Genomic DNA, 17,672 nt, shown 5'->3' with positions numbered 1-17,672 from the left:
CCATGGGAAGTTACTCCGATACTTCTGCGGCGCGGGTGGATTCGGTGTGGTGCAGGAGCGAGGCGGCAGTTGCCACGGCTCCTGCGACGTCGCCGTCTTGCGGGTAGAGCAGGGTCCGGCCGACGGTGAGGCCCTGGACGCCCGGCAACGCGAGGGCGTCCTGCCAGCTGGCGAAGACCTCGTCCTGGCTGCTGTCCGGGTCTCCGCCGAGGAGCACGGTTGGCATGGTGGTGGACGCCATGACGCGCTCCATCTCGGCCACCACGGGAAGTTTCATCCAGGTGTAGGCGCTGCTGGAGCCCAGGCCCTCGGCGATGGCGACGGACTTGATGACGGCGTTGGTGGACAGGTCGTTGCGGACCCTGCCGTGCTCGCGGACGGAGAGGAACGGCTCCACCATCGCGATGAGCCTGCGCTCGGAGAGGGAGTCGATGGCTTTGGCCGTTGCCTCGAGCGTGGCCACCGTGTCCGGGTCGCCGAGGCAGATGCGCGTGAGCATCTTGCCGCCGTCGGCGCCGAGGGCCTCGAGGGCGGCAGCGGTGTGGCCGGTGAAGCGGTCGTCGAGTTCATTCACGAGGCCGGAGAGCCCGCCGCGGTTCATCGAGCCGAAGAGCAGCTTGCCCTCCAGCGCGCCCAGCAGGAGCAGGTCGTCCATGATGTCCGGGGACGCCAGGACACCGTCCACATCCGGGTTGGCCAAGGCGATCCGGAGCCGGTCCAGCAACTGGCGGCGGTCGGCCATGGCCACGGGATCGCTGCCGACCGCAAGCGCACCGCGGGCCGGGTGGTCGGCGGCGACAATGAAGTTCTGTTTGCCGGCCTTGACGCCGGGATGGCGGCGGCGGGCCTTCGCGGCACGGGAGATCGCCGCCGGATCCTCGAGCCGGATGATGCTCAGGTGCTCGTAACGGCGGGGATCGTCGTCCACCGTGAGGGTGGCAGCGGCGTGGTTGACACTCACAGGGTTGCTCCTTCGGTGGCGTAGGTGCCCGGCACAAGGCGGCCGCGTTCGGCGAGCAGGCCGGTGACTTCCTCCGCCGTCGGCATCGCGTCGGCGCAGGACAGCCGGGACGCGACGAGGGCCCCGGCGGCGTTGGCGAAGTCGAGGACCTGGGCGAGCGGCCAGCCGGAGAGCAGCCCGTGGCAGAAGGCCCCGCCGAAGGAATCGCCGGCGCCCAGGCCGTTGACGGTTTCCACCGGCACTGGGGCGGAGACGACGCGTTCGGTGCGGGTCTTGGCCATCACGCCTTCCGGTCCGAGTTTCACGACGGCGATCTCGACGCCGGCCGCGAGCAGGCGGTCGGCCTGCTCGTCCGGGGTGCCTTCGCCGACGGCGACGGCGCATTCCTTGTCGTTGCCGATCGCGACGGTGACGTGCGGGAGGATTTTGGCGACCTGTTCCCGGGCGTCGGCTTCGGAGGCCCAGAACATCGGCCGGTAGTCCAGGTCCAGGATGGTGTACTGGCCGGGCTTCAGCCCGGTGCGGGGCCGCGCCTCATGCGCCGTGATATGGGCGGTCCGGCTGGGTTCCTGGCAAAGGCCGGTGACCGTGGACCAGAAGATCCCGGCGTCCCTGATGGCGTCCAGGTCCAGCTCCTCTGCCTTGATCTGCAGGTCCGGGGCGGTGGGGAACCGTCCGTAGAAGTAGAGCGGGAAGTCCTCCGGCGGCTTGATCGCGCAGAACGTGACCGCGGTGGGCCATTCCTTGACGGCGGTGACATAGGAATCGTCCACCTTGAACTTGCGCAGTTCGCGGTGCAGGTATCTGCCGAAGGCGTCGTCGCCGGTGCGGCTGATGACGGCGGTGCGGCGGCCGTGCCGGGCGGCGGCAACCGCCACGTTGGATGGTGATCCGCCAAGGTACTTTCCGAAGGACGTGACATCCTCCAGGTCCGCCCCGATGTCGTTCGGGTAGATGTCAACGCTGATGCGCCCGATCGTGAGCAGTTCGTGGGTCACGGTGATCGCGGACCTTCCTGGTGAGAACTCGGTACCTTTGCGCAGCCTGAGCTTCGGTGCTTAGGCGGCCGGCGTGAGCCAGGCCACATCCACTACTTTGCCCTAGAATCCATGTACTGTCAAAGGTTTGTACTGACATATTTACAACATGACACGAGGCGGCATATCGGCCCCGGCGCGCGGCGGCTTCACAGGCGGCCGGCGTGCCTCGCGGGCTACCTGCCAGGGACGCCGAGCTCGCCGGTGACATACTGCGCCCGACCAAAACCGAATGACCAGTCCCCCGCAGTGTTCTCGACGTAGCCGATGAAGACGTCCTCGCCGGCGACCCCTTCGGCGGCCAGCCTTGCCGCGATGGCGGCAAACAGGGACTGCTTGGCCTCCTGGCTGCGCCCGGTCTGGGTGAAGATCTGGATCATGACGACATCCGGCGTCCGCTCGAAGCCGAGGCCGGCGTCCTGGGCGACGATCTGCCCCGCGGGATGTTCGGTCAGGACATGTAAGTAGTCCCGCTCCGGAATGCCGTATTCGCCCACGATGGCGCCGTGGATTCCCTGGCTGAGCGCGCGGAGCTGCTCCGGGGTCCGGCCCCGATTGACGTCGATTCGTACGAGAGGCACTCGCCACTCCTTCACTAGTTTGTCCTGACATACTAACAAACGAGAAGTGGGTGATGCAAGGCTTGCCTGCGGCGCAAAAAACAACGCGGGGTCACTCCGCGCCCATCCCAGGGTGTGGGATGGACGCGGAGTGACCCCGCGTTCTCTTATTGGGAGCCTGTGAGGCAGACCCGGGCTACCCGGTGAAGGCAGAACTCCGGGCTGCGCCGTCGTAGCCGCCGGCAGGGGGCTTCAGCCCGTAGATCCCGCCGATGGTCGGCGCGACGTCGGCGGTCCGGGCAGCTTCGGAGGACACCGCCCCCTTGACCACCAGCGGGCTGCCGCCGGTCACGAAGAACGGAATCGGCTCCGTGGCGGGGTGCCCGTGGTTGCCCGGAATGGGATTGGACGCCACGTAGGGGTCGGAGAAGCGCCAGCCCGCGCGGCAGTAGGCCACGAGGTCTCCGGCCTCGCCACCCAGCCGCAGGTCCGCCGGCCTGTTGACCGACAGGACGCCCTCATGCGCACTGACCAACTGTTCGACGGCGGCCAGTCCGGCTGTGCGGTCCGGTTCGGGGCCGGTCCAATACAGCAGGTCCGCGCCGCCGTTCTGGGCAATCGTGATGTTCGACTGGAGCTCCGGACGGGGCTGGAGGATGAGGTTGATCGAGATGACGTTGCTGGGGACGGACCAGTCCATGGAATGGTCGGCGAGCACCATCACCACACTGGAGTCCCACTTGCCGGCGTTCTTGAGGTGGTCGATAAAACGGCCCACCTGCATGTCCGTGTGCGCCAGGGCAGCTTCCCGTGCTGCCCGCAGCGTGGTGCCGGACAGGTCCGAGTGGCCCACGCGGTCGATGTCGCCCAGGTTGGTGAACACAAAGTCCGGGTCCGGGCCGCCCACCATCGCCAGGAGTGCGTCCATCGTGGCGGCGTCGGGCGCATGCCCGGTGACCGGCAGCAGCGGCTGGGGTTCCCATCGATAGCTGGCGCGGGTGCCGAAGATGCCGTAGAGGTACTTCTTGCTCAGCACCGAGCCGGTGGTGAGGCCGCGCTCCTGCAGCCGCTCCAGGAGGGTCGGAAAGTGCAGGTCGGTGGAACGGTCGAGGTCGCGGACCACGCCTTCGGCCCGGTCGAAGATGGCGTTGGCCGGCACGCCCGAACGGTCCGGGCGCACCCCCGTCATCATCATGGCGTGGTTGGGAATGGTTTCCATTACGGGCAGGGAGCGTGCCGCGGGGAAGTTGGTGCCGGCATCGCGGAGGGCAGCCAGCCGCGGCGTCAGGGCTGGCGTGATCTCATCCGGCCGGCAGCCGTCCACCACCAGCACGTAGCTCCGGGTGCGGCCCGTCGCCGGGGCGGCCCAGGCGGTGCCCGGCGCGGCGGAAAGCACGACGGCGGCGCCTCCCGCGGCGGCGAGTTGCAGGAACTGCCGGCGTCCCGGCATCGAGAGTCTGTTGCTGGCGGGCGTGCCCTGCTGAAGTGAACGGCCCTGCTGCGGTGAACGGCTCACTGGAGTCCTCCCTGCGCCGGCGTGACTTTGCCGGTGTTGGCTTGAACGTTGAATGATGTGGACAGGGTGGCTCCCGAACCGGCGGCGGTGCGCTCGGCGAGGACGTACCAGTCCATCCGGACGCCGGCGGCGGTTACGTCCAGGACGGAATAGCCGTGCGAGTCGAAGTCCAGGTATTTCACGTGCGGATTGGCCGCCTTGATGGCGTTCTCCACGCCGACGGATCCGGTCCGGGGCGGAACGTTCAGGATGTCGTCGAGGTTGTCGCTCGTGACGGAGGTGCAGACGAGTTCCGCGGCCACGGAATCGCCGGTGGCCGGGTAGGTGGCCGGATCCGCGGGGATGTCGCAGGCCCAGCCGGAGTGGATGTCGCCGGTGAGGAAGACTGTGTCCTTCACGGCGTTGTCCCGCAGGTGGCGGACCACGCGGTTGCGGTCCACCTCGTAGCCGTCCCACTGGTCCACGTTGTAGGGGACACCGCTGATACTGGTCCCGCCCATCAGCCTTTGCACACCGGCCAGCTCGGCGGTGCTCAGCGTCGAGGGGACGCGGACGGGCGCAATCATGACGGGGTTGCCCACGAGCTTCCACTGCGGGCCGGCGGACTCGAGGTTCCCCAGCAGCCAGTCCATCTGTGCGGCGCCCGTGATGGTGCGGGCGGGGCTGCCGACGGCGGGATCCGTTCCGTTGGCGGCCTGCTGGTCGCGGTAGGAGCGCAGGTCCAGCATAGACAGGCTGGCCAGGGAGCCGAAGTCCAGGCGGCGGTAGATTTGGCCGCCCGGCTCGTAGCGGACTGGCATCCACTCGGCATAGGCCTGGTGCGCGGCGGCGAAGCGCTCACTCCAGTCGCCTTCGACGCCGGGGGTGTGGTTTTCGGCGCCGCCCTTCCAGGCGTCGTTGGCCGATTCGTGGTCATCCCAGGTCACGATGAACGGGGCCGCAGCGTGCAGCGACTGGAGGTCGGGGTCGGTCTTGTACTGGGCATGGCGGCGGCGGTAGTGCGCCAGCTGGGTCATCTCGAAGGCCGGATCGTGCGGGCGGACCACCACGTCGCGGGCCTGATAGTCGCCGGGTGCGTATTCGTAGAGGTAGTCACCGAGGTGGAGGACGGCGTCGAGATCGCCCCGTGCGGCCAGATGGCGGTAGGAGGAGAAGTAGCCGGCCTGCCAGTTCGCGCAGGACACGACCCCGAATTTCAGCCGGTCCACCGCAGCCCCCGCCGCCGGTGCGGTCCGGGTGCGGCCTACGGGTGAGATCTCCTCCCCGAGCGTGAACCGGTACCAGTAGCTCGTGGCGGGCAGCAGCCGGCCGGCAACAACCTTGACGGTGTGGTCGCGGGCCGGGCCGGTGGGCGCAGTACCGCGGGCCACCACTTTCGTAAATCCTGCATCGGCGGATATTTCCCAGCGGACGGAAACGTCCGGGCCGGTACCGCTGCCGGGCAGTGATTCCGGGGTGGGCGTGACGCGGGTCCACAGCAGCACGCTGCCGGGCATGGGATCTCCTGAGGCGATCCCGTGGCCAAACAGGCCGGTTTGGGAGGCTGAAAACGCGCCCGCGGGAGTGCTGGTGGCCATGGCTCCGGCCACGGCAGCGACCCCTGCTGAACGCAGTACTTGACGACGAGTAAAGGTAGTCATGCCTTCCAGTATCCGGATGATTCCGCCCCCGACCGGCGGTTTTCCGCCCAGTTAACCCGACGTTCGCCCAGTGTTCCCCGTGGCGCAGTGCCCATTCCCGCCGTCGGAGCGATATGCCCCCTTGCGTTGCTGCGGGCCTCGTTTTATCCTTAAACAACCACACGGTTGATCAACCTTTAGATTGATTACTTGCGGAAAAGAGGTGTTTCACGCAGTGGACGAACGCGACGACGGAATGCTCGACTCCGCGTTCCTGGCCCTTGCCGACCCCGTCCGTCGCCGCATCATCTCCCGGCTCAGCCGGGGTCCGGCCACCGTGAATGAATTGGCGGAACCTTTCGCGATCACCAAGCAGGCGGTCTCGAAACACATCCAGGTCCTCGAGCAGGCGCAGCTGGTCACGCGCACCCGTGACGCCCAGCGCCGGCCCGTCCACCTGAACCCCGCACGGCTGGAGGCGCTCACCGCATGGATCGACCAGTACCGGCTGGTCCGCGAGGGGCAGTTCCGCAGCCTTGACGCCGTGCTCCAATCAGAGGCCGCGGCACGCGGCACCTAGGCAAAGGACACATCATGACCAACGCCCTGAACGTCACTGTTCCGGAGGGACTGCCCTTCATCGATTTCGAGCGGGAGTTCGATTTCCCCGTCGCCGACGTCTTCCGGGCCCACAAGGAGCCCGGACTGGTCGCCCGGTGGCTCGGACCCCGGCGCATGACGATGGACATCGACCACTACGAGTTCCGCACCGGCGGCAGCTACCGCTACACCCACACCGGACCGGACGGCGTCCCCCACGGGTTCACCGGGGTCTTCCACACGGTCCGGGAAAACGACTTCGCCATCCAGACCTTCGAGTACGACGGCTACCCGGACGTCGTCAGCATAGAGTTCCTGGCCTTCGAGGACCTTGGCGGCGGCCGCACCCGGCTGACGGCGCACGCGGTGTACCCCAGCATCCAGGCCCGCGACGGCATGGCCCAGTCCGGCATGGAAGGCGGATTGACCGAAGCCTACGAACGGCTCGAGGAGGTCCTGGCCGGCGCCAAAGTCTGAGGCGCAGCGCCGTCGTCGTACTTAAACAGACAACGCGGGGTCACTCCGGGCCCATCCCAGCGAGTGGGACGGGCCGTGAGTGACCCCGCGTTGTCTTGGTGCTTGGCGGTGCTTCGGCCCTAGAGGGTGGCGAAGACCTCACGCAGGAGCTTGGCGGTCTCGGACGGCGTCTTGCCGACCTTGACGCCGGCAGCCTCGAGGGCTTCCTTCTTGGCCTGGGCGGTGCCCGCGGAGCCGGAGACGATGGCGCCTGCGTGGCCCATGGTCTTGCCTTCCGGAGCGGTGAAGCCGGCCACGTAGCCGACAACCGGCTTCGTGACGTGTGCCTTGATGTAGTCCGCGGCACGCTCTTCGGCGTCGCCGCCGATTTCGCCGATCATGACGATCGCCTTGGTCTCCGGGTCCGCTTCGAACGCTTCGAGGGCATCGATGTGGGTGGTGCCGATGACCGGGTCGCCGCCGATGCCGATGGCGGTGGAGAAGCCAAGGTCCCGCAGTTCGTACATCATCTGGTAGGTCAGGGTGCCTGACTTGGAGACGAGGCCGATGGGACCCTTGCCCGTGATGTTCGCCGGGGTGATGCCGACGAGGGCCTCACCCGGGGTGATGATGCCGGGGCAGTTCGGTCCGATGATGCGGGTGACCTGCTTGCCGGTGGCGTCGACCTTGGACTGGGCCAGCGCCCAGAACTCGGCGGAGTCCTGGACCGGCACGCCTTCGGTGATGACAACGACCAGGCCGATGCCGGCCTCGATGGCTTCAACGACGGCGTCCTTGGTGAAGGCCGGTGGTACGAAGACGATGGAGACGTCAGCGCCGGTCTCGGCCATGGCTTCCTTGACGGTGCCGAAGACGGTGATCTCGGTGTCGCCGTGCAGGACCGTGGTGCCGGCCTTGCGGGCGTTGACGCCGCCAACGACGTTGGTGCCGGCCTTCAGCATCAGGGCGGTGTGCTTGGTGCCTTCGCCGCCGGTGATGCCCTGGACGATGACCTTGGAGTCCTTGTTCAGATAAATAGACATAGTCGGGTCCCTTTACTTCGCTGCGTTGGCGAGCTCGGCGGCCTTGTCGGCGCCCTCGTCCATGGTGGCGGCCAGGGTAACCAGCGGGTGGTTGGCCTTGGCCAGGATGCGGCGGCCTTCCTCAACGTTGTTGCCGTCGAGGCGGACTACCAGCGGCTTGTTCGCGGAGTGGCCCAGCTCGGCCAGTGCACCGACGATGCCCTTGGCGACGGCGTCACAGGCGGTGATGCCGCCGAAGACGTTGACGAACACGGACTTGACCTGCGGATCGCCCAGGATGACGTCGAGGCCTGCGGCCATGACTTCGGCGGAAGCTCCACCGCCGATGTCCAGGAAGTTGGCGGGCTTCACGTTGCCGTGGTTCTCGCCGGCGTAGGCGACGACGTCGAGGGTGGACATGACCAGCCCGGCACCGTTACCGATGATGCCCACGGAGCCGTCCAGCTTGACGTAGTTGAGGTCCTGCGCCTTGGCCTTGGCCTCCAGCGGGTCAGCAGCGTCCTTGTCTTCAAGGGCCGAGTGCTTGGGGTGGCGGAAGTCGGCGTTCTCGTCGAGGGAGACCTTGCCGTCGAGGGCAACGATGTCACCGGCACCGGTCAGGACCAGCGGGTTGACCTCAACGAGGGTGGCGTCTTCCTTCTTGAAAACGTCCCAGAGCTTCAGGATGACGCCGGCAACCTTGCCGCGCAGTTCCTCGGCGAAGCCTGCAGCGGCGACGATTTCGTCGGCCTTGGCCTGGTCGATGCCGACGGCCGGGTCGATCGAGATCTTGGCCAGGGCCTCGGGGCGCTCAACGGCGAGCTGCTCGATTTCCATGCCGCCTTCTACCGAGCACATGGCCAGGTAGTTGCGGTTGGCCCGATCCAGAAGGACGGAGAAGTAGTATTCCTCGGCGATGTCCGCACCCTGGGCGATCATCACGCGGTGGACGGTGTGACCCTTGATGTCCATCCCGAGGATGTTGGTGGAGTGTTCAAACGCCTCGTCAGCGGTCTTGGCGACCTTGACGCCGCCGGCTTTGCCGCGGCCTCCAGCCTTGACCTGCGCCTTTACGACAGTTACGCCGCCGATTTTCTCGGCAGCTGCCTTTGCTTCTTCAGGGGTGTGCGCCACGATGCCAGCAAGCACGGGTACACCGTGCGCCTCGAACATATCGCGCGCCTGGTATTCAAACAGGTCCACGGTTTAGTGTCCTTCTCCGTCGAAGTAGTTTCTGTACAGCCGGACCCCACGTTCTCGCGGTTACCGGGCTGCGGAATAAGCGCACCCTGCGACTAGCTTGGAAACGAGCCACACGGCGCAATGCTCCTTTCGGAACTCTAGTCCTTCCTGGGGAGCAGCCCGTCCCAGAGTACCCGTTATGTGAGTAAGGACACTATTCTATGAAGCGTAGAAAAACCGCTAGATTACGGGGATTTTGGGGCTTCCGAAGGGCCCGGGGAGGCTTGTTTGCCGGCGTCGGAGATCAGTTCGTAATGGTCCCGCGCAACGAAGAAAGCGACACCGGCTGAGACGTTTCCGCAGGCAACCCCGCCGTTGTAGGCGGAGCAGCGAAGCCCGTTGCGTTCCAGGTTCTGGCCCTCTTCGAGCACGGGAAGCCCGGCGATGGGGCCGGCGCGGTTTCCCTTGGGCCCGAATTCCGCTTCCTGCTCTGTGACGCCGGAGCGGCATTCGCCGTAGGCGGCGTGCTCCGGGGTGAGCAGCGCGGCACCTCCCAGGTAGCCCAGACCCGTCCCGCCGCAGTCGTCGGCGATGTCCTTCGCCGCCGGTGCGGGGTAGGCCGCCAGTTCGCAGTGCGCTACCGGGACGTTCGCCAGCTTTTTGTTGGCGGGGTCCGAATAACCGTTCTGCTCATACGGGAGGTTCACGTGCCCGCCGCGGGCCGACGTCAGGGAGCAGACCACGTTCCGGTCTGCCGTGACGAAGCTGAGGATGTCCTGGCCGGCGGAGTACTTCCCCGCGTCCGCGAGGGGCGCCTGCTTTAGCTGCTCCAGCGCGGGCAGGGGTGCGGGCAGGATATAGCCCGGGTCTTTCTGCGTGACAGTGCACGCCGTGGCCGCCAGCAGGAGGAGGGCGGCCAGAATCCCCAGAAGTGTCCGTCGCATGCGCTCCATTATGCCTGCAGGCACGCCCGGCTTCTGCGACTGCCGGCGTCAGACCCCGCTGCCGGTGCCGGGCGTTCCGCCGGAGGCGACGGCGGCTTTGATGATGTCGACGGCGGCGCCGACGCTGTCTTCCGTCTCGAACTGTCCGCCCATCGCCTCCGCCCGCGCACGCCAGGACGGATCGCCCAGCACGGTGTCGACTGCGGAACGGATGGCTGCGGCGCTGGGCGTCTCGGTTTTCAAGTTCACCCCGACGCCGGCGTACGCCACCCGGGCATTGACGTCGTTCTTCCCCTCGTTGAGTCCGGCCGTCACGAGCGGAACCCCGTGCGAGAGGGCAAGCAGCACCCCGCCGAACCCGCCGTTGGTGACGAAAACGTCCGTGACGGGGAAGACCTGGGCGAAGTCGACGTAGTCCTCGACGACCACGTTGGGCTGCGGGTACCTGCGCCTCAGTTCGCCGGTGCCCGCACCGCCGGTCGCGACGACGATGAGGGCGTCCGTATCCTTGAGTGCCTCAAGGGTGGGAACCATCAGTTTGGCCGGATTCCTGTTATCCACCGTTCCCTGGGTGACGACGACGGTCCGGCGGTAGGTACCGGCCGCCATCGTCCGCCGGGCGTCCGGGACGTCGTCGGCGGCGGCTACTGCGCGGTGCGGCAGCAGGGCGCCGACGTAGTGGACTTTCGGGTTGACGTTCTGCCGCGGGAAGTCCAGGGACGCGGTGCCCGTCTGGATGATCGCCTGCGACCACCGGTAGGGCTCATCGGTGATGGGCTTCCCGCCGTCGGTGCGGAGGCCGTAGCCGCGCAGTTGCCGGACATAGCTGTTGCGCGCCGGCTTCGTGACGATCTGGTCCGAGACCAGCCGGGCACCGGCATGGAGGATCTTGTGGGCCGGGGTCCGGGCCGGGGAGAAGCCGAAGAACATCGGGGGCACCAGCGGGTCACTTTCCATGTTGCCGATGGGGACGACGCTGACGACCGGTTTGCCCAGCACAGCGGCCAGGAGCCGCTGGACGAACATGGTGTTGTCTGCGACCACGACGTCGAAGGGGAACCGCTGTTGCACGTCCCTGATGTCTTCGAAGAAATTCGTGACGTTGCTCGCGAAGATCCGTTCGCCGTCGAACCGGATGGCCATCGGCCCCTTGAGCTTGGCGCGTTGCGGGTAGAGCTCGTTGAGGTTGTCCGCGGTGTGCTCAATCGCGCGATCGAACGGGTAGTGCCGGATGCCCAGCTCGTCGACTTTGCCGGCGAATGTGCGGCCGGTGTACCAGCCGACGTCGTGGCCCTCGTCCTTGAGGCGGACGCCGATGCCCGTCATGGGATTGAAGTGTCCGGCGATGGCCTGGCTGGCCAACAGAACTTTCATGGCGCAGCTCCGTCGCAATCCTGACGTTTCGCCATGCAGCGGAGTCCGCGTGCTGGCGCCCCATTCTCGACTTTAGGCGCGTCGGGTCCGCGGCACAATGATTCTGGAGGGCAGCATTTCTCCGGACGGCAGCGACATTGGTCAGGCGTCGGGCTTGGTCAGGCGTCGAGCTTGGTCAGCGGTGCGTAACGGAGCAGGAGCCGCTTCTCGCCGACGCCGAACCTCACCTTCGCGACCGTCTTGTCCCCCGCGCCTTCGACGGCCAGTACGGTGCCGTTGCCGAAGCTCGTGTGGTTGACCTTGTCCCCGATGCTGACGGCGACGATTTCCTTCTGCGGCTGCACCCGGTTCTTGGCGATGGCGGCGGGAACGTCCGCGTTGAAGCCCGCGGACGGGCTGGCCTCGGCCCCGCGCGCGGTGCCGGCCCCCCAGAAGGATCCGCCGTAGCGGCTCGAGCCGATCGAGGCGCCGCTCCCCCAGCCGCCGGTCTGGCGGGTGGAGCCTTCGCGCCTCCACTCCACCAGCTCGGCGGGGATTTCCTCGATGAACTGGCTGGCGGGGTTGTACTGGCTCTGGCCCCACATGCTGCGGACCTCGGACCGGGTCAGATACAGGCGCTTCCGCGCCCGGGTCAGGCCCACGTAGGCCAGCCGGCGTTCCTCGGCCAGTTCCTTGGGGTCCGTGGCGGAGCGCTGGTGCGGGAACAGTCCGTGCTCCATACCGGTCAGGAAAACCACCGGGAACTCCAGCCCCTTGGCGGTGTGCAAGGTCATCAGGGTGACAACGCCGAGCCTCTTGGCTTCGGCGACGGCGGCGGCCAACTGGTCCGCGCTCCCCGCGGGCGCGTCCGGAATCTGGTCGGCGTCGGCGACGAGGGAGACGCCTTCCAGGAAGGCGCCGAGCGAACCCTCGGGGTTGTCGCGCTCGTATTCACGCACGACGGCGACCAGTTCCGCGAGGTTCTCCACCCGCGACTCGTCCTGCGGGTCGGAGCTGGAACGGAGTGTGGCGAGGTAGCCGGTCTGTTCAAGGACTGCCTCCAGGGCCGCGGCCGCTCCGGAGCCGGACGCCACCTCGGCGAGGTCGTCGAGGAGCTTCACGAAGCCCTGGACGGCGTTGACGGAGCGGGTGGCCATGCCCGGTGCCTCGTCGGCGCGGCGGGCCGCTGCCATAAAGGAGATCCGGTCGCGCTGCGCGAGGGAGGCCACCGCACCCTCGGCCCGGTCGCCGATGCCGCGTTTGGGCTCGTTCAGGATGCGGCGCAGGTTGACGTCGTCGTCCGGGTTGACCAGGACCCGCAGGTAGGCGAGCGCGTCCTTGATTTCCTTGCGCTCGTAGAACCGGGTGCCGCCGACCACCTTGTACGGGAGTCCGACGCGGACCAGGACATCCTCAATCGAGCGGGACTGGGCGTTGGTGCGGTAGAAGATCGCAACGTCACCGGGGCGGAGGTCGCCCTCGTCCTGCAACCGGTCGATTTCCTTGGCGATGAACTGGGCTTCGTCGTGTTCGTTCTCGCCGACATAGCCGACGATCTTCTCGCCGTCGCCCTCTGCCGTCCAGAGCCGCTTCTCCGGCCGGTTGGGGTTGCGGGAGATGACCGAGTTGGCGGCGCTGAGGATGGTCTGGGTGGAGCGGTAGTTCTGCTCGAGCTTGATGGTGCGGGCGTCGGGGTAGTCCTTTTCGAACTCCACGATGTTGCGGATGTCGGCGCCGCGGAAGGCGTAGATGGACTGGTCCGAGTCGCCCACGACGGTCAGCTCCGCCGCGCCGGGGCCTTCGCCGACGATCTCCCGCACGAGGGCGTACTGGGCGTGGTTGGTGTCCTGGTATTCGTCGACCAGGACGTGCCGGAAGCGGCGGCGGTAGGACTCCGCGAGCGCCGGGAAGGCGCGGAACATGTAGACCGTCTCGGCGATCAGGTCATCGAAGTCCATGGCGTTGGCCTGGCGCAGCCGCTGCGTGTAGCCCTTGAAGACCTCGGCGACGGACTGCTCGAAGGGGTCGTTGTGGTTGGCGCTGGCGGAGTAGCTGTCGGCGTCGATCAGTTCGTTCTTGAGCGCCGAGATCTTGTGCTGGATGGCCTTGGGGGCGAACCGCTTCGGATCGAGGTCCAGGTTCTTGGCCACGAGCGTGATGAGGCGCAGCGAGTCGGCGGAATCGTAGATCGAGAAGTTGGAGTTCAGGCCGACATTCTTGGCCTCGCGGCGCAGGATCCGGACGCAGGAGGAGTGGAACGTGGAGACCCACATGGTCTTGGCCCGGCCGCCGACCAGGGCTTCGACCCGCTCCCGCATTTCGGCGGCAGCCTTGTTCGTGAAGGTGATGGCCAGGATCTCGCCGTGGTGCGCCCGGCGGGTGGCGATCAGGTAGGCGATGCGGTTGCTGAGCACGCGGGTCTTGCCCGAGCCTGCGCCGGCAACGATCAGCAGGGCGCTGCCGGCGTGCTTCACGGCTTCTTCCTGCTGCGGGTTCAACCCCTCGAGGAGCTCCGCCGCACCCGGGAGGGCGGGCTGGTCCCAATCCCCGGCCGGGTTGTTCCTCCGGACGCTGTTTGGCCCGACGCTTTCTGCGGAATCCAGCCCGGCCACGCCCGTTCCGGCGGGCGTTTTCGTGCGCACCGCAGCCTTCGAGGCAGCTGGGAAGGGTCCGTCGGCGTAAGGGTCAAACAACATATCCATGGTGTTAACAAGTCTAGGCGGTGCCACTGACACCGGAGTCCGCCCTTCGGGACATGCCCTCCCCAGCCCGCGGCCACTGGACATAATGCCCACATGCCCACGCGCCGCAGCCAACAATGAGCATGGCCCACGGAGCTCGCCAAACCCCCGGCGGGACATGCCCTCCCCCGCCCGCGACCACTGGACATAGTCCCTACATGCCCACGCGCCGCAGCCAACAATGAGCATGTCCCACGGAGCTCGCAGCGAAGACTGAGCATGTCCAGCTGTCAGCCCCGGCAAACGAGCATGTCCCACGGGCTGGGCCTTCGGCGCCCGCGTCTAAGCTACGGAGCCGGATTCAAGGGCGGCGCGGAGCTGCCGGACGGCCGTCGCACCTCCGGCGACGAACCAGTCCAGTCCGTTGACCCGTACGACGTCGGCGGCGCCCCCGGCGGCAAGGACTATCGCCTTGCCCGGCAGCCAATCCCATTCCGGGCAGCTGTGCTGGAACCAGCAGCCCAGTTCGCCGTCGGCCACCCGGCTCAGGTCGCAGGAGCCGGAGCCGAACATGCGCAGCGCGGCGGCGGAGGTCGCTGCGGCGTGCCACGGCATCGCGCACAGCGGGTCAGCGAGCCAGGTGGGGTGGATGTAGGTCGCGGCGCCGAGTTCGGACAGGGGCGTGTCGGACCGGCTGATTCCCGGGGCGAAAGTGGTCAACTGCTCGCCGTTGAGCGTTGACGGCCGGTCCGTTCCGCCGAGCCAGAGCTTGTCCTCCTCCGGCTGGAAAATCCCGCCGAGCAGCACTCCGGACGAATCCTTGAGGGCAATCGCGGAGCACCAGTAGGTGGAGCCGTGGAGGAAGTTGTAGGTCCCGTCGACCGGGTCGATAACCCAGGTCCTGCCGCTGGCGCCTGCCACGGAGGCACCCTCTTCGCCGAGGATGCCGTCGTCGGGCCGGCAGCGCTGGAGCTGTTCGAGCACATAGGCCTCGGCTGCGTGGTCCGCGGCCGTCACGACATCGGAAACCGACGTCTTTTGCCGGCCTTCCAGCCCGGCCTGGCGCATGAGCAGCGCCAGGGTTCCGGCCTCACGTACAAGGGCTTCGGCGAGCTGGTAGTCGTCCAATGCGGGATTGAGTTCAGCGGTGCTGTGCCGGCCGAGCCGGTGCTTTCCTAGTTCGGTCACGCGCTCCAGCCTATCGGCGCCCACCGGCAGTGAACAGGCGGCGGGCGAACTGTGCCGGACCGCGCGTCGGACGGCGCCCAGCGTCGCACTCGGGCCGGGCGATAATGGAGCCATGGCCAAGACACCCGCACAGCGAATCAAGAAGCACGGCGCCAACGCGGCCGTCCCCCAGCACCACCTGCCGTCGGTGATCAACCCGAGCACCAGCCGCACCCCGCAGAAGGCGCAGAACAACAGCAACCTGATCCTGATTGCCGGTGTCGTGGCGAGCCTGTTCCTGTTCTGGTACCTCCACCTGCTCACCCTGAACCAGCTCACCCAGCTCAGCGGGGGCATGGCCATGCCGGACTCCCTGATCGGCGGCTTCGACCAGGGCTACGTCGAGCACCTGCGCAGCGCGATGGACGAGGATGCCCGCGGACAGCTCAACTACGTCCACAAGACGGCCGGCACGCTGTTCCCGCTGATCTTCGGTTTCACCTGGCTGCTGCTCATTGGCACGAACGTGGCCCGGAAGGGACTGCGCTGGGCGCTGTGGGCCGTGCCCTTGCTGTTCGCGGCCGTCAGGCTGTGGGGCAACGCCGCCATCGACTCGATGCTGTCGGCGGAAACTGTCGACGCCGGCCAGGTGGCCCTGGCGTCGGGCCTCACCGTGACCGGCTGGGTGCTGTTGGTGCTGAGCCTGGTGGCTGGCGGCGCTGCAGTGTTCCTGGGCCGCAGACGCGCCTCCGCCGCGGCTCCCACCGCGGGACATGCCCAGTCCTAGCAGCGGCCACTGAGCACAATCCCACTCTGTCCATCCGTGCGGGCATCCGGAGGGCATGCTCCACTGCGCCCACCGCGGGACATGTCCAGTCCTGGCCGCGGCCACTGAGCACAATCCCACTATGTCCATCCGTGACGGCACCCGGAGGGCATGCCCAGTGGGGGCCGGGGATCGCCCAAAACGCTCAGCCGGCGGGGGTCAGGCCTCGTTGGCGAGGAACTCCCGGGCCTGGTCCGCACGCTGCTGCGCTCCCGAAGCTTCGAAATGGAGGGCGGCCCGAAGCAGGTTTTCCCTGGCCGCGTCCTGGTTGCCGATGACAGCATTGGCCCGGCCCAGCAGGAGGCATGCCTCGCCCAGGATTTGAGGGGAAGGCTTCTCTGGGTCTGCAATGATCTGATCGAGCAGTTCGATGGCGGCGTTGGGCTCACCAGCCAAGAAGTTCCAGTGGGCCCGGTTCAGCTTCATCAGCAGGTAATCGTTGGCACTTCCGCCGATCACGTCCGTGGCGAGTTCTGCCCGTTCGATGCATCGCAGTGTGTCGGCATCCGCGACGTCGGCAGCGAGCCGCATGGCTGCCGACGCTTTGTTGAATTTGGCCCAGACGTCAAGGTTCCTGGCAGGAGAAAACGTCGACGCCGCGAGCTCGTGATATTCGAGCCCCTCCTGCACCTTGTTGCAGAGAAAAGCGACGTTCCCTATGACCCAGTAGACCTTGCCTATCAGCTGGTCATCGACTTCGGTAGAAACCGCATCGGCCAAGCCGAGGCACTCGGCCCAGGCTCCATCCAGCCTTCCACTGTCCGCCAGCACGGCGATCAATGCCTGGCGTGCCTTGACGTTGGTTTCCACATCGTCTTCTGACACAAGATCCACGGCATCCCTCGCTGCGTCAGCTGCTTCTTCCAGCAAACCAGCCCCCTGCCGCGCCTTAGCCACCAGGATGTAGGCCCGGGCTTTCGCATGTGGTTCCGTCGTCGTGTGGGGGCCGCCAACCAAGTCCGACGCAAGTGCGGCGCAGGTCTCGAACTCCTCAGCGTCCAGAAGGTTCTCGGCCCTGAGAAACGTCATGTTCCACCAAGCATCCCTGTCGCCATCTTTACGGGCTATCTCTGCGGCATCGTGCGCGCTGCTGGCCGCTTGGATGAAGTCATGGTTAGTCCGGTGCTCGTACGCCCTCAGTTCAGCGGCGGCGTAAGAAGGCGAAGCGGAGTGCAAAGTCATAGCTACATTATCCGTTGCCACGGATGCGCATCGGCACAGCACGCGCAAGCAGGATGCGCGCAGATTTCACGCAGGAATCGTCCTGCTTCGCGCGACTAACACAGTTTCCGAGTTGTCAGCCAGATTGTTACCACACGGCGTGTCCTATGCCCCTATACTGAACTCGCATCACATTAGTCCCATCAGCCTCTTACGTATCAGGAGCCTTACATGAAGAAGTCCCTTGCAACACTCCTCGTCGCCGGTGCGCTGGCAGTCGCAGGCCTTTCCGCAACGTCGGCGATCTCGGCTTCCGGCGACAACGCCGGCCAGGGATCCGTTCAGGCCGTCAACTGGTGGCCGAACTCCACCCCGAAGAACTAATCAAAACAGAAGAACGAAGGCGGGCATCGGATCCATTTCCGATGCCCGCCTTTTCATCTCAGGACCTCATGTTTGGGTTGGACCGGCTATTCGGCTCTTCAAGGTTCCCGGGGAATGGTCTGCTGAGATGATTGCTCATGCTGCCATCCGGGCTGCACTTCTCAAGAGGATACGCGATTTGTAGTTGTCCGGGTTCCGGTATC

General features: G+C 66.7%; 16 protein-coding genes. 4 read left to right on the top strand and 12 right to left on the bottom strand.

Features of this window, described 5'->3' with window-relative positions; translation table 11 throughout:
- Window positions 1–10: 10 nt before the first annotated feature.
- The 5 genes from ACZY0Y_RS15865 to ACZY0Y_RS15845 form a co-directional block, all read right to left on the bottom strand.
- Window positions 11–961 (bottom strand): Cgl0159 family (beta/alpha)8-fold protein, encoded by a 951-nt coding sequence (locus ACZY0Y_RS15865; RefSeq protein ID WP_463959054.1) that lies wholly within the window; start codon window positions 959–961, stop codon window positions 11–13.
- Complete coding sequence (iolC, locus tag ACZY0Y_RS15860) at window positions 958–1,959, bottom strand: 5-dehydro-2-deoxygluconokinase (protein WP_463880795.1); 1,002 nt, start codon at window positions 1,957–1,959, stop codon at window positions 958–960. The genes ACZY0Y_RS15865 and iolC overlap by 4 nt, the downstream gene beginning before the upstream one ends.
- 215 nt (window positions 1,960–2,174) lie before the next feature.
- Window positions 2,175–2,579 carry a tautomerase family protein gene (locus ACZY0Y_RS15855; protein WP_463959052.1) on the bottom strand — a complete coding sequence of 135 codons (405 nt, stop codon included), beginning with the start codon at window positions 2,577–2,579 and terminating at the stop codon, window positions 2,175–2,177.
- Window positions 2,580–2,754: 175 nt separating this feature from the next.
- Complete coding sequence (locus ACZY0Y_RS15850; protein WP_463959081.1) at window positions 2,755–4,008, bottom strand: alkaline phosphatase family protein; 1,254 nt, start codon at window positions 4,006–4,008, stop codon at window positions 2,755–2,757.
- 62 nt (window positions 4,009–4,070) lie between these two features.
- Complete coding sequence (locus ACZY0Y_RS15845; RefSeq protein ID WP_463959050.1) at window positions 4,071–5,714, bottom strand: alkaline phosphatase D family protein; 1,644 nt, start codon at window positions 5,712–5,714, stop codon at window positions 4,071–4,073.
- A 235-nt stretch (window positions 5,715–5,949) separates the two neighbouring features.
- Between ACZY0Y_RS15845 and ACZY0Y_RS15840 the strand changes: the two genes are divergently transcribed.
- Window positions 5,950–6,273 carry an ArsR/SmtB family transcription factor gene (locus tag ACZY0Y_RS15840; protein WP_463959079.1) on the top strand — a complete coding sequence of 108 codons (324 nt, stop codon included), beginning with the start codon at window positions 5,950–5,952 and terminating at the stop codon, window positions 6,271–6,273.
- 14 nt (window positions 6,274–6,287) lie between these two features.
- A complete protein-coding gene (locus ACZY0Y_RS15835; RefSeq protein ID WP_463880803.1) occupies window positions 6,288–6,770 on the top strand; it encodes an SRPBCC family protein in 483 nt (160 codons plus the stop codon).
- A 119-nt stretch (window positions 6,771–6,889) separates the two neighbouring features.
- Here ACZY0Y_RS15835 and sucD read toward each other — a convergent pair whose 3' ends face one another.
- The 6 genes from sucD to ACZY0Y_RS15805 all read right to left on the bottom strand — a co-directional run bounded on the left by sucD (window position 6,890) and on the right by ACZY0Y_RS15805 (window position 15,119).
- Window positions 6,890–7,792, bottom strand: coding sequence for a succinate--CoA ligase subunit alpha (gene sucD / locus ACZY0Y_RS15830; protein WP_463959048.1), 903 nt, complete (start codon window positions 7,790–7,792; stop codon window positions 6,890–6,892).
- Window positions 7,793–7,804: 12 nt separating this feature from the next.
- Entirely contained in the window at window positions 7,805–8,974 is a 1,170-nt protein-coding gene (gene sucC / locus ACZY0Y_RS15825; RefSeq protein WP_463959046.1) for an ADP-forming succinate--CoA ligase subunit beta, read from the bottom strand.
- Window positions 8,975–9,198: 224 nt separating this feature from the next.
- Window positions 9,199–9,906: a hypothetical protein gene (locus ACZY0Y_RS15820; RefSeq protein ID WP_463959077.1), complete on the bottom strand. Its 708-nt coding sequence runs from the start codon at window positions 9,904–9,906 to the stop codon at window positions 9,199–9,201.
- Between the two features lie 39 nt (window positions 9,907–9,945).
- The gene (locus ACZY0Y_RS15815; protein ID WP_463959045.1) at window positions 9,946–11,271 is read right to left on the bottom strand and encodes a glycosyltransferase; all 1,326 of its coding nucleotides are present in this window, start codon (window positions 11,269–11,271) and stop codon (window positions 9,946–9,948) included.
- A 158-nt stretch (window positions 11,272–11,429) separates the two neighbouring features.
- On the bottom strand, window positions 11,430–13,952 hold the full coding sequence (gene pcrA / locus ACZY0Y_RS15810) for a DNA helicase PcrA (protein WP_463959043.1): 2,523 nt from the start codon (window positions 13,950–13,952) through the stop codon (window positions 11,430–11,432).
- 321 nt (window positions 13,953–14,273) lie between these two features.
- A complete protein-coding gene (locus ACZY0Y_RS15805) occupies window positions 14,274–15,119 on the bottom strand; it encodes an inositol monophosphatase family protein (protein ID WP_463959041.1) in 846 nt (281 codons plus the stop codon).
- Window positions 15,120–15,231: 112 nt separating this feature from the next.
- Between ACZY0Y_RS15805 and ACZY0Y_RS15800 the strand changes: the two genes are divergently transcribed.
- Window positions 15,232–15,885, top strand: coding sequence for a hypothetical protein (locus tag ACZY0Y_RS15800; protein WP_463959040.1), 654 nt, complete (start codon window positions 15,232–15,234; stop codon window positions 15,883–15,885).
- Between the two features lie 198 nt (window positions 15,886–16,083).
- On the opposite strand, the gene ACZY0Y_RS15795 is transcribed toward ACZY0Y_RS15800, so the two are convergent.
- Entirely contained in the window at window positions 16,084–17,106 is a 1,023-nt protein-coding gene (locus ACZY0Y_RS15795; RefSeq protein WP_463959038.1) for a hypothetical protein, read from the bottom strand.
- Window positions 17,107–17,316: 210 nt separating this feature from the next.
- On the opposite strand from ACZY0Y_RS15795, the gene ACZY0Y_RS15790 reads away from it, so the two are divergent.
- A complete protein-coding gene (locus ACZY0Y_RS15790) occupies window positions 17,317–17,469 on the top strand; it encodes a hypothetical protein (RefSeq protein WP_160667589.1) in 153 nt (50 codons plus the stop codon).
- Window positions 17,470–17,672: the final 203 nt, after the last annotated feature.

The organism is Pseudarthrobacter kochi (assembly GCF_055412805.1).
This window is presented reverse-complemented; position numbering and strand designations above follow the sequence as displayed.